The organism is Paenibacillus sp. PK3_47, assembly GCF_023520895.1.
Taxonomy (GTDB): domain Bacteria; phylum Bacillota; class Bacilli; order Paenibacillales; family Paenibacillaceae; genus Paenibacillus_AQ.
On record NZ_CP026029.1, the window covers coordinates 1,792,274 to 1,804,414 of the forward strand.

The following is a 12,141-nucleotide window of genomic DNA, read 5'->3' on the forward strand; positions in this document are numbered from 1 at the left end:
CCTGTGTGGCTGCGGTTCCTTCTCTAAGGTAACACCATTTCCGCTCTATTAAAAGCGCTTTAAAAATCTGTTGACTTACACCTAACTCTAAGGGCTACACTTTAGACTATACTTACATCTGAGGAGTGAATTTCGAATGGTTAAAAGAATTAATGTCGCCAACGGCGCACTTGAGGTTGCTGAAATATCGCTGGGATGTATGCGGATTGCCGATTTGTCCTCCAAAGAGGCCGATGTGCACATCCATAGTGCAGTAGAGGCGGGAATAGATTTTTTCGATCATGCTGATATCTATGCTGCAGGCAAAGCTGAGGAAGTGTTCGGCGATGTTCTGGCTGCTAGTCCCGGGCTCCGTGACCAAGTGATGATCCAGACCAAATGCGGCATCCGCAACGGCTTTTTCGACTTCTCCAAGGAGCATATTGTACAGTCTGTAGAGAACAGCCTGAAGCGTCTGAAGACAGATTATGTAGATGTGCTGCTGCTGCACCGTCCCGATACTCTGATGGAGCCTGAGGAAGTTGCTGAAGCCTTTGAATATCTGGAGCAAAAAGGGATGGTCAAGCACTTCGGTGTCAGCAACCTGAATCCCCTGCAAATCGAACTGCTGAAGAAAAATGTAAAACAGCCCCTTCTTTTCAACCAGCTGCAGCTCAGCATTATGGTTACCGGCATGATTGATGCGGGCTTCAATGTGAATATGACGAACTCTGCTTCAGTTGTCCATGATGGAGGTATCCTGGAATACAGCCGTCTGCATGATATGACGATTCAGCCTTGGTCTCCATTCCAATACGGCTTTTTTGAAGGGGTCTTCCTGGGCAACGATAAATTTCCTGAATTGAACCAAGTAATCAACCGTATGGCTGAGGAAAAAAGTGTCGCTGATACCGCGATTGCCATCGCTTGGCTGCTCAGACATCCTGCACATATGCAGCCTATTGTGGGAACCACCAACACTCAGCGCCTGCTCGACATTGCCAAAGCTTCTGACATTACATTGACCCGTCAGGAATGGTATGAAATTTACCGTGCAGCGGGCAATAAGCTTCCTTAATCATTCTGGTTATATAAACAAGGGTACTCCTGAGGCGTTGATGGCTCATGGAGTACCCTTTTTTTCCACACCTGTAAGTCCTTCAATTTTTTGTCCTCTACCGCCGCTTATTAGAAACTTCATTGACATTTTTCATTCACTTCATTAGTTTATAGCTATCTGAAAATAGATGGGGGTTTGTATATGGGTCTACACCTCAAGGGGTTTATCTTGCCCCTGTTGGTTCTGCTGCCTAATCTTTTTTTATTATTTTTCCCCCCACATAACATTCCGGACAATCAGTCTCCTCCCCCCATAATCTTTACTATATTGGAGCGAACAGGCCAAGTTACCTGCTTTACACTGCCTATCCTTTTCGGTCAAAAGATTTCGCAGCAGCCTGTTAACATTTTAATAGGGTTAATGTTCATCTGTTTAATGATTTATTATCTGTGCTGGATTCGTTTTTTCTGGAGAGGTAGAGAATATGCGATATTGTTTCAACCGTTAGGCTTTATTCCGGTTCCAATGGCGTTATTTCCGGTCTTTTACTTTATGCTCCTGGCCGTATGGCTGAACGCTTTGCTTTTTGCTGTCCCCGCAGCCCTATTCGCAATCGGGCATTTTGCGGTAAGCTGGTACACTTATAGTAGTGTCAGGTAATTTCATTAGGAATAGCAAAGCAGGGTTACCATCCTATTAAGGAAGATAACCCTGCTTCAGTTATACCGGCGAGAGGACTCGAACCTCCACGGTTTCCCACTCGATTTTGAGTCGAGCGCGTCTGCCATTCCGCCACGCCGGCGTATTATATGGATGATACAAAAATCAATGGAGGCGCCACCCAGACTCGAACTGGGGATAAAGCTTTTGCAGAGCTTTGCCTTACCACTTGGCTATGGCGCCATAAATGGAGCGGACGACGGGAATCGAACCCGCGACCCTCGCCTTGGCAAGGCGATGCTCTACCGCTGAGCCACGTCCGCATAAAAAAATGGCTGGGGATATAGGATTTGAACCTATGCATGACGGAGTCAAAGTCCGTTGCCTTACCGCTTGGCTAATCCCCAATATTCTTTTTTTTGATAATAAAGGGGCGGCTGATGGGTCTCGAACCCACGAATGCCGGAACCACAATCCGGTGCGTTAACCCCTTCGCCACAGCCGCCATATTAACTTGTACTGCAATATTCCGAAACCACTTTTAAAGTAATGGGGCGGCCGATGGGTCTCGAACCCACGAATGCCGGAACCACAATCCGGTGCGTTAACCCCTTCGCCACGGCCGCCATATTAAGCTTTAAAATGTTTCATTGGCAGGGGCAGCAGGAATTGAACCCACACCAACGGTTTTGGAGACCGTTGTTCTACCTTTAAACTATGCCCCTAAAGATGGTGGAGGCTGATGGATTCGAACCACCGAACACGTACGTGAGCAGATTTACAGTCTGATGCGTTTGGCCACTTCGCTAAGCCTCCACAGATGGTGCCGGCGAGAGGACTTGAACCCCCAACCTACTGATTACAAGTCAGTTGCTCTACCAATTGAGCTACACCGGCATATTCTTTTGTAAATTACATGGTGGCGCGGGAGGGAATCGAACCCCCGACACAAGGATTTTCAGTCCTTTGCTCTACCGACTGAGCTACCGAGCCATATACATAATGTTAAGCCACTAAATGGCGGAACCGACGGGATTCGAACCCGCGATCTCCTGCGTGACAGGCAGGCATGTTAGGCCAACTACACCACGGTTCCAAGAAGAAAAGATATAAAGTAGTTCAATTGCGGGGGCAGGATTTGAACCTGCGGCCTTCGGGTTATGAGCCCGACGAGCTACCGGGCTGCTCCACCCCGCGTCAGTAAAAAATTTATTCATTTAAGAATTCATGGTGGAGGCTGAGGGGATCGAACCCCCGACCCTCTGCTTGTAAGGCAGATGCTCTCCCAGCTGAGCTAAGCCTCCATATAAAAGCAGCAACTCAATTATCTTACCATATCTCCGTTACAAAAGCAAGTCTTTTTTTAGAAGGAAAATAGTGACCCGTAGGGGATACTCTTCGCTGCGCTACGAGATTGCGATGTAATGCTCACGAAGCTTATGCTCCAACGAACCCTTTGGGATTCTCATCCCTAATTCAAAGAAGAAATGGTGACCCGTAGGGGATTCGAACCCCTGTTACCTCCGTGAAAGGGAGGTGTCTTAACCCCTTGACCAACGGGCCATGCTTGTGTACTTCATAAAGGTATTGCTACGGAGAGAGAGGGATTCGAACCCTCGAGACGCTTGTGGCGCCTACACGATTTCCAATCGTGCTCCTTCGGCCAAACTCGGACACCTCTCCAAATGGCTCCCCGAACAGGACTCGAACCTGTGACAACTCGATTAACAGTCGAGTGCTCTACCAACTGAGCTATCAGGGAAAATTACTACCAGGCTTGATCGCCTGAAAACTGAATCCGAAACGAATTTGTGTGTTAGTTTTTGGATAAGCCCTCGACCGATTAGTATTGGTCAGCTCCATGCATTGCTGCACTTCCACCTCCAACCTATCTACCTCGTCGTCTTCAAGGGGTCTTACTAGTTGGGAAATCTCATCTTGAGGGGGGCTTCACGCTTAGATGCTTTCAGCGCTTATCCCGTCCGTACGTAGCTACCCAGCCATGCTCCTGGCGGAACAACTGGTGCACCAGCGGTACGTCCATCCCGGTCCTCTCGTACTAAGGACAGCTCCTCTCAAATTTCCTGCGCCCACGACAGATAGGGACCGAACTGTCTCACGACGTTCTGAACCCAGCTCGCGTACCGCTTTAATGGGCGAACAGCCCAACCCTTGGGACCTACTTCAGCCCCAGGATGCGATGAGCCGACATCGAGGTGCCAAACCTCCCCGTCGATGTGGACTCTTGGGGGAGATAAGCCTGTTATCCCCAGGGTAGCTTTTATCCGTTGAGCGATGGCCCTTCCATGCGGTACCACCGGATCACTAAGTCCGACTTTCGTCCCTGCTCGACTTGTAGGTCTCGCAGTCAAGCTCCCTTATGCCTTTGCACTCTTCGAATGATTTCCAACCATTCTGAGGGAACCTTTGAACGCCTCCGTTACTCTTTAGGAGGCGACCGCCCCAGTCAAACTGCCCGCCTGACACGGTCCCTGTACCCGCTTAGGGTACCAGGTTAGAACCTAGATACGATCAGGGTGGTATCCCAACGGCGCCTCCACAGAAGCTTGCGCTCCTGCTTCTACGGCTCCCACCTATCCTGTACAGATCGTACCCAAATTCAATATCAAGCTGCAGTAAAGCTCCATGGGGTCTTTCCGTCTTGTCGCGGGTAACCTGCATCTTCACAGGTATTAAAATTTCACCGGATCTCTCGTTGAGACAGCGCCCAAGTCGTTACGCCATTCGTGCGGGTCAGAATTTACCTGACAAGGAATTTCGCTACCTTAGGACCGTTATAGTTACGGCCGCCGTTTACTGGGGCTTCGGTTCATAGCTTCGGGTTACCCCTAACCACTCCCCTTAACCTTCCAGCACCGGGCAGGCGTCAGCCCGTATACTTCGCCTTGCGGCTTCGCACAGACCTGTGTTTTTGCTAAACAGTCGCTTGGGCCTTTTCACTGCGGCCCCCTCGGGCTATTCACCCTACCGAGGCACCCCTTCTCCCGAAGTTACGGGGTCATTTTGCCGAGTTCCTTAACGAGAGTTCTTCCGCGCGCCTTAGAATTCTCTTCTCGCCTACCTGTGTCGGTTTGCGGTACGGGCACCTTCTCCTGGCTAGAGGCTTTTCTTGGCAGTGTGAGATCATGACCTTCGCTACTGTAATTTTCGCTCCCCATCACAGCCCAGCCTTACGGTGTGCGGATTTGCCTGCACACCAGCCTCACTGCTTAGACGGACATCCATCAGTCCGCGTCACTACCCTCCTGCGTCACCCCATCGCTCATAGCGGATTACGGTGGTACAGTAATTTCAAACTGTTGTCCTTCGACTACGCCTGTCGGCCTCGCCTTAGGTCCCGACTTACCCTGAGCGGACGAGCCTTCCTCAGGAAACCTTGGGCTTTCGGCGGATCAGATTCTCACTGATCTTTTCGTTACTCATACCGGCATTCTCACTTGTATGCTGTCCAGCGCTCCTTACGGTACACCTTCAACCCACATACAACGCTCCCCTACCCCTGATGCATACGCATCAAGCCATAGCTTCGGTGGTGTGTTTAGCCCCGTTACATTTTCGGCGCAGAGTCACTCGACCAGTGAGCTATTACGCACTCTTTCAATGGTGGCTGCTTCTAAGCCAACATCCTGGTTGTCTGTGCAACTCCACATCCTTTCCCACTTAACACACACTTGGGGACCTTAGCTGATGGTCTGGGCTGTTTCCCTTTTGACAATGGATCTTAGCACTCACTGTCTGACTCCCGGCAAGAAGTAAATGGCATTCGGAGTTTGACTGAGCTTGGTAACCCTTGCGGGCCCCGCACCCAATCAGTGCTCTACCTCCACCACTCCATTCACCGAGGCTAGCCCTAAAGCTATTTCGGGGAGAACCAGCTATCTCCGAGTTCGATTGGAATTTCTCCGCTACCCCCACCTCATCCCCGCACTTTTCAACGTACGTGGGTTCGGGCCTCCAGTGCGTGTTACCGCACCTTCACCCTGGACAGGGGTAGATCACACGGTTTCGGGTCTACGTCCACATACTTAATCGCCCTATTCAGACTCGCTTTCGCTGCGGCTCCGGCTTCTCACCTTAACCTTGCATGTTAAACGTAACTCGCCGGTTCATTCTACAAAAGGCACGCCATCATCCATATAGAGGACTCTGACTTCTTGTAAGCACACGGTTTCAGGTTCTATTTCACTCCCCTTCCGGGGTGCTTTTCACCTTTCCCTCACGGTACTGATTCACTATCGGTCGCCAGGTAGTATTTAGCCTTAGCAGATGGTCCTGCTGGATTCATACGGGGTTTCACGTGCCCCGCACTACTCGGGATCCGTCTCGGAGGGGTTAAACTTTTGGCTACAGGGCTTTTACCTCTATCGCGGGCCTTTCCAGACCTCTTCGCCTAACCTAACCTTTTGTAACTCCATGTGAGACGTCCCACAACCCCAGGAGGCAAGCCCCCTGGTTTAGGCTGTTCCGCGTTCGCTCGCCGCTACTGACGGAATCACTATTGTTTTCTCTTCCTCAGGGTACTTAGATGTTTCAGTTCCCCTGGTCTGCCTCTGCACACCCTATGTATTCAGATGTGAGTGACTGCGAATTACCACAGCCGGGTTTCCCCATTCGGACACCCCCGGATCAAAGCTTGCTTACAGCTCCCCGAGGCAGTTTCGTTGTTCGCCACGTCCTTCGTCGGCTCCTGGCGCCTAGGCATCCTCCGTGTGCTCTTATTAGCTTAACCAACGCTACGGTGTTTCGCTTGTTCGCTCATCTTGTTTTGAATAGCGCGTCCGGATCACTCCGTACGCTAGAATATTCAAAGCCAAAAGTCGCTTCACAATCGAAAACCTTCGCTTTCAGCATCGCTATTAAATCTTCACTTGTTTACACAAGTTCAGCTTAAAGGAATGTTCTAAAACGCAAATTCGTTTCGGTATCCAGTTTTCAAGGATCAAGTTTCTGTAAGTTCTGGTCGATCACAGCTGTGTCGATAGAAGTTACAGAATTTTGAGAGCTTAAACTCTCAAAACTGAGCAACGAGTGAGTAACTAACCGACCGGTTAGATTTAAGATTTGAATGTCTTCATTGCAGAAGACGATTCTCCATAGAAAGGAGGTGATCCAGCCGCACCTTCCGATACGGCTACCTTGTTACGACTTCACCCCAATCATCTACCCCACCTTCGGCGGCTGGCTCCCTTGCGGGTTACCCCACCGACTTCGGGTGTTGTAAACTCTCGTGGTGTGACGGGCGGTGTGTACAAGACCCGGGAACGTATTCACCGCGGCATGCTGATCCGCGATTACTAGCAATTCCGACTTCATGCAGGCGAGTTGCAGCCTGCAATCCGAACTGAGACCGGCTTTGCTGGGATTGGCTCCACCTCGCGGCTTCGCTTCCCGTTGTACCGGCCATTGTAGTACGTGTGTAGCCCAGGTCATAAGGGGCATGATGATTTGACGTCATCCCCACCTTCCTCCGGTTTGTCACCGGCAGTCACTCTAGAGTGCCCAGCTCGACCTGCTGGCAACTAAAGTCAAGGGTTGCGCTCGTTGCGGGACTTAACCCAACATCTCACGACACGAGCTGACGACAACCATGCACCACCTGTCTCCTCTGTCCCGAAGGCCGCCTCTATCTCTAGAGGATTCAGAGGGATGTCAAGACCTGGTAAGGTTCTTCGCGTTGCTTCGAATTAAACCACATACTCCACTGCTTGTGCGGGTCCCCGTCAATTCCTTTGAGTTTCAGTCTTGCGACCGTACTCCCCAGGCGGAGTGCTTACTGTGTTAACTTCGGCACCAAGGGTATCGAAACCCCTAACACCTAGCACTCATCGTTTACGGCGTGGACTACCAGGGTATCTAATCCTGTTTGCTCCCCACGCTTTCGCGCCTCAGCGTCAGTTACAGCCCAGAAAGTCGCCTTCGCCACTGGTGTTCCTCCACATCTCTACGCATTTCACCGCTACACGTGGAATTCCACTTTCCTCTTCTGTACTCAAGCGATCCAGTTTCCAGTGCGACCCCAGGTTGAGCCCAAGGTTTAAACACCAGACTTAAATCGCCGCCTGCGCGCGCTTTACGCCCAATAATTCCGGACAACGCTTGCCCCCTACGTATTACCGCGGCTGCTGGCACGTAGTTAGCCGGGGCTTTCTTCTCAGGTACCGTCACTCCGGCAGCAGTTACTCTACCGGACGTTCTTCCCTGGCAACAGAGCTTTACGATCCGAAAACCTTCATCACTCACGCGGCGTTGCTCCGTCAGGCTTTCGCCCATTGCGGAAGATTCCCTACTGCTGCCTCCCGTAGGAGTCTGGGCCGTGTCTCAGTCCCAGTGTGGCCGTTCACCCTCTCAGGTCGGCTACGCATCGTCGCCTTGGTGAGCCGTTACCTCACCAACTAGCTAATGCGCCGCAGGCCCATCCCGTAGTGACAGATTGCTCCGTCTTTCATTCTTCCTTCAGGAGAAAAAAGAAATTATCCGGTATTAGCTACCGTTTCCGGTAGTTATCCCAGGCTATGGGGCAGGTTGCCTACGTGTTACTCACCCGTCCGCCGCTAAATTAATTTGAAAGCAAGCTTTCAAATTAACTCCGCTCGACTTGCATGTATTAGGCACGCCGCCAGCGTTCGTCCTGAGCCAGGATCAAACTCTCCAATTAGTATTGAAAAGAGCGATAGCTCATTTTGAAACATCTGACGAGAATTTGCATTCTCATTTTGGATCTCACCGAAGTGATTTCCGATACTCACTCGTTGTTCAGTTTTCAAAGATCAAGTTCTCTTTTTCAGCACCGCCGCTTGTCAGCAGCGACCTTTATAATATATCATGCAGCCCTCTTTTTTGTCAACATCTTTTTTTGATTTCTTTTTTCCGTTGATCACTGTCCGCTTCTCAGCTCTGCAGTGTGTCGGAGGGACGAGTTATAATTTATCACAACATTAACGCCTGAGTCAACCATAAATATTCTTTTCATTGTTCCCCATCCTGTCTCTGCACAAACAAAAAAAGAGACCACCCAGCCTCTCCTTATCCAAAACGATAATTATATTGTCAGACCGGGCCTAAATGGCGGCTTCTAACCGCATCCATTCTATAATGTGTAACGGACAGTACGCCCCTCTCCCGGATCTCCGGCCCATACTGTTATTTCTCTTATTAAGGTACGGGATACCAGCTTACGCAGCACGAGCGGCAATTCTGCTCCAAGCGGACTCAGCCCTGAATGCTGCAGCAGTTCCTGTATACTCCATGATTCTTTGCGGCTGCCCAGGATGTTCAGCAGTATTACGCAGCAATCAGCCATTTTGGACATAATCGCAAACTCGCAGGCAAGCATAATAAGCTCGACTCTCTGGTCAAGTGTTTCGGTACTGACAGTAAGCTCCTCATACAGCTTGTGGACAGAGGAATTCATTCTCTTTACTTGTTCCCATACTGCAGGATCAGGAAATTTCCCAGCTTCGCTGACCTCAATTCTTGCCCAATGATACAAAGCCATCAGCACACAGTTGTATGCATCCATGGTACAGCCTGCATCCAGATAACGTTTGGACTTCACATACATATGCAAAAAACGGGCAAATTCCATGAACAACACCCGTTCCTTAAGGGCACCCTGGAATTGTATAATCTCCCGGCGCATTTCTCCCAGCACTCCTTGCGGGTCCCAAATCACATCGCCTGCCATCAAGGTGGTAATGAGCTCATTATTATCCCCTGCCATCAGAGCCCTCTCAAGCGCAGCCAAACCTACATGCACAGCCTGGGTCCGTCTCTCACCGGCAATGGTATGGGTAATCGTACGCTCTTTGTCCTCCTCCTCATGCAGCATCAAGACGACCATGTCAAAATCATGAAGAAGCGCACTCTGGAACGGAGCCTCCCCCTGCCCGCGCAGCGCAACAGCTCCCAAAACATTATCATCGAAGGTTTCTCCACTAATCAGGGTTAAATTGGATAGTTCCATACTTCCCTCCATCAAATATGGCGATTTTGCGTCAAGTCAGTTATAATTCTCTTAAATATAATTATTCTACATATTTATGTCAGTTCCTTCTGGACAGCCGAACTATATTTTAGTTAGGAGTAAATACTCATGAAGCTTAAATCAGCCAAAATCAATGCTTTTCGCACATGGGGACTTCTGCTTACAATGCTCGGAATGGGTCTGATGATCCTGGGAACGGCGGGAATCGTATTCTGGGGCTCAGCCGGAAAAGTATTTGCTGCAATCGGTCTGGTTATCGGTTTAATCTCAATGATGGCCAGCCTCGCTATCTATTTCTGGGCAGGCATGCTCTCAACAAGCGCGGTACAGCTGGAATGCCCGGAATGCCGCAAGCTCACCAAGATGCTGGGAAAAACTGACCGGTGCATGTTTTGCCACACCCTGCTCACCCGGGATCCGCTGCTTGCAACCATCACTGCAGAACAGCTGGAAAGCCGGCAATTACATCCTTAAAGACAACAAATTATTCTGTTCAAATAAAACAAGGGGCTCCGATATCGGAGCCCCTTGTTTTTGCAAATGAATGCTGTATAAGGTTATTGATGAATCTTCTCCAGCGCCTCCCAGGCTTCCGGAATGGCAAAGCTGCGGTTCCACGAGGCTAATCCCCCAAGCCCGAATGACTCCGCCAGCTCTACTCTGGATGAAAGAGACAGCTTGTCTTCAATCCATATTTTGCGCAAAGCTCCGTCTTCCGTATACTCCACGTAATTCTGTCCTGCTTCTTCATCCAAGACAGGCGTCAGCTTCTTCTCAGCAATAATTTTCTGAACGGCGTTCATGCTAACCGCTTTGGAACTTACCTTGCTTTCGCCATTCTCTGTAGTTTCCGTCCAAATACGGGTATACAGAGGCACACCCAGAATGAGCTTCTCAGCAGGGACGTCATCCTCCTCAAGGATACGGGAGACCGAACGCTCCACCCACGGCAGCGAAGCTACAGAGCCGGCTGTAGGGCTGGACGCCCAATGCTCGTCATAGGCCATAACCATCATAAAATCAACGAGCGGCCCCAGTGCACGGCGGTCAAGGAACAAGGACCACATTTCACTGTTGGACTTCGGGGTTACATCGATGGAAACAATCAGATTTTTGGCCTGGGCCATCGGCTTCAGCTCGCGCATAAACTGGGTAACATTCTCTCCGTCTTTGGTGTACACATTCTCGAAATCAATATTAATGCCATCCAGCTTGTATAAATCGGCGTATTCCAGCATTTGTACGATCGTATTCATCCTTCTCTCATAGGTGGATAATGCTTCAGTTGTGAGGTCAGCATCAAAGCTGTTGCTGAGGAGCCCCCAAACCTCCATTTCCCTACTATGAGCCCACTGCACATAAGCGCTGTCCGCCTGGCTCCGAACATTGCCATTCACATCTATAATACTGAACCAGGTTGGGCTAACTACATTAACGCCGGGCAGCTCGCCGAACTCAGCCGGATTAGGCTTACGCTCATACACAGCCTCCCAGTACATGTTAACGGCCTTGCCCTTCCAGTTCCGCTCCGCCCGGGTAGGGGCGGCCGGCTGCTGTTCAACTGTCTTTTGTCCGTCCTGAGTGATGTCGCCGGCTTTGACATAACCGGTATAACCGCTGCTCATCTGCACGTACAGCCAGTCCTCATTGTCGGCATTCCAGATTCTCACCTCGGCTCCAGGGGACATATCCTCAATAATGGGTGCATGAACGGAAGGCTCACTGCGCAGTGCTTTGGTCCGGTCCCCGCTCTCGCCTTTTACCGTTCCAAGCGGCACAGTCTCTCCGGCAGTCATTAGAAGAACAGCCCCGGTAGCGATATCTTCCTCAACCTCGAACCCGTACAAATCCTCAAGTGTATCCGCAGGCAGGTAGGTTACTCCGTCCGTCACCTCAGGAGCGAGCCTCAGCTGGAGCGGCTGGTTGTTCAGACTGGCTGAAGTGGAGTTTTCCTGCATATATAAAAGCTCGCTGTCTGTCGACAGAATGACTGATTTACTCTCATCCTCGTAACGGATGGAAGAATCCACGTATTCCTGCAGCAGCGGAAGCGGCAGCAGCAGCCCCTCCCCTGTACCGGCTGCCGAATAGCCCGTGAGCTCTCCTTTGACAAAAACAGGCTTCTCAAGCCCTTTCCAGTCGGGATCAATATGTGCACGGTTCGGCAGTACATAATAAACTACCCAAAGTGCGGCTGCCGCTATAACGACAAGGCCTAACAGACGGCGGTAAAGACTTCCTCGCTTTTTGGTGCGGTTGTGTCTCTGTCTTCTGCTCAAAATATATCCTCCAAACGAATAAATAAAGTTTGTAAAAGCTGACAATGGCCAATCTTATTTTATACGCTATAGTAGTGCCTTTGGTTGCGTAAATCTACTGGAATGTTATTCATAGATTAAAAACCTCGACGTCCGCAAAAAAATAAAAACGTGAGGCT

General features: G+C 50.2%; 4 protein-coding genes, 16 tRNA genes and 2 rRNA genes. 2 read left to right on the forward strand and 20 right to left on the reverse strand.

The features are described from left to right. Positions 1-136: 136 nt before the first annotated feature. Entirely contained in the window at positions 137-1,057 is a 921-nt protein-coding gene (locus C2I18_RS08040) for an aldo/keto reductase (RefSeq protein WP_249900729.1), read from the forward strand. Positions 1,058-1,762: 705 nt separating this feature from the next. Here C2I18_RS08040 and C2I18_RS08045 read toward each other — a convergent pair. From C2I18_RS08045 to C2I18_RS08135, 19 genes are all read right to left on the reverse strand, one after another. Beyond that, positions 1,763-1,841 (reverse strand) — tRNA-Leu (locus tag C2I18_RS08045). A gap of 27 nt (positions 1,842-1,868) precedes the next feature. Continuing rightward, positions 1,869-1,942, reverse strand: a tRNA-Cys gene (locus C2I18_RS08050). Positions 1,943-1,947: 5 nt separating this feature from the next. Further along, a tRNA-Gly gene (locus C2I18_RS08055) sits at positions 1,948-2,022 on the reverse strand. Positions 2,023-2,031: 9 nt separating this feature from the next. Beyond that, positions 2,032-2,106, reverse strand: a tRNA-Gln gene (locus tag C2I18_RS08060). A 25-nt stretch (positions 2,107-2,131) separates the two neighbouring features. Then, positions 2,132-2,204, reverse strand: a tRNA-His gene (locus C2I18_RS08065). 45 nt (positions 2,205-2,249) lie between these two features. Beyond that, positions 2,250-2,325 (reverse strand) — tRNA-His (locus C2I18_RS08070). Positions 2,326-2,350: 25 nt separating this feature from the next. Further along, positions 2,351-2,424 (reverse strand) — tRNA-Trp (locus C2I18_RS08075). A gap of 5 nt (positions 2,425-2,429) precedes the next feature. Further along, positions 2,430-2,515: transfer RNA gene (locus C2I18_RS08080), tRNA-Tyr, on the reverse strand. Positions 2,516-2,520: 5 nt separating this feature from the next. After that, a tRNA-Thr gene (locus C2I18_RS08085) sits at positions 2,521-2,596 on the reverse strand. Between the two features lie 20 nt (positions 2,597-2,616). Continuing rightward, positions 2,617-2,692 (reverse strand) — tRNA-Phe (locus tag C2I18_RS08090). Positions 2,693-2,717: 25 nt separating this feature from the next. After that, positions 2,718-2,795: transfer RNA gene (locus C2I18_RS08095), tRNA-Asp, on the reverse strand. Between the two features lie 27 nt (positions 2,796-2,822). Beyond that, positions 2,823-2,896 (reverse strand) — tRNA-Met (locus tag C2I18_RS08100). 31 nt (positions 2,897-2,927) lie between these two features. Next, positions 2,928-3,003: transfer RNA gene (locus C2I18_RS08105), tRNA-Val, on the reverse strand. Positions 3,004-3,187: 184 nt separating this feature from the next. Then, a tRNA-Glu gene (locus C2I18_RS08110) sits at positions 3,188-3,262 on the reverse strand. A 30-nt stretch (positions 3,263-3,292) separates the two neighbouring features. Further along, positions 3,293-3,382: transfer RNA gene (locus tag C2I18_RS08115), tRNA-Ser, on the reverse strand. Positions 3,383-3,385: 3 nt separating this feature from the next. Beyond that, positions 3,386-3,461: transfer RNA gene (locus tag C2I18_RS08120), tRNA-Asn, on the reverse strand. A 61-nt stretch (positions 3,462-3,522) separates the two neighbouring features. Continuing rightward, positions 3,523-6,449 (reverse strand): 23S ribosomal RNA (locus tag C2I18_RS08125). A 368-nt stretch (positions 6,450-6,817) separates the two neighbouring features. Beyond that, positions 6,818-8,375 (reverse strand): 16S ribosomal RNA (locus C2I18_RS08130). Together the 16S and 23S rRNA genes with 16 tRNA genes alongside form the textbook arrangement of a ribosomal RNA operon. A 432-nt stretch (positions 8,376-8,807) precedes the next feature. After that, a complete protein-coding gene (locus C2I18_RS08135) occupies positions 8,808-9,683 on the reverse strand; it encodes a nucleotidyltransferase-like protein (RefSeq protein WP_249900730.1) in 876 nt (291 codons plus the stop codon). 129 nt (positions 9,684-9,812) lie between these two features. Between C2I18_RS08135 and C2I18_RS08140 the strand changes: the two genes are divergently transcribed. Beyond that, positions 9,813-10,178, forward strand: a complete 366-nt coding sequence (locus C2I18_RS08140; RefSeq protein ID WP_249900731.1) for a DUF2614 family zinc ribbon-containing protein — start codon at positions 9,813-9,815, stop codon at positions 10,176-10,178. Positions 10,179-10,261: 83 nt separating this feature from the next. Here the strand turns inward: C2I18_RS08140 and C2I18_RS08145 are convergent, their stop codons facing one another. After that, positions 10,262-11,983: a glycosyl hydrolase family 18 protein gene (locus C2I18_RS08145; RefSeq protein ID WP_249900732.1), complete on the reverse strand. Its 1,722-nt coding sequence runs from the start codon at positions 11,981-11,983 to the stop codon at positions 10,262-10,264. Positions 11,984-12,141: the final 158 nt, after the last annotated feature.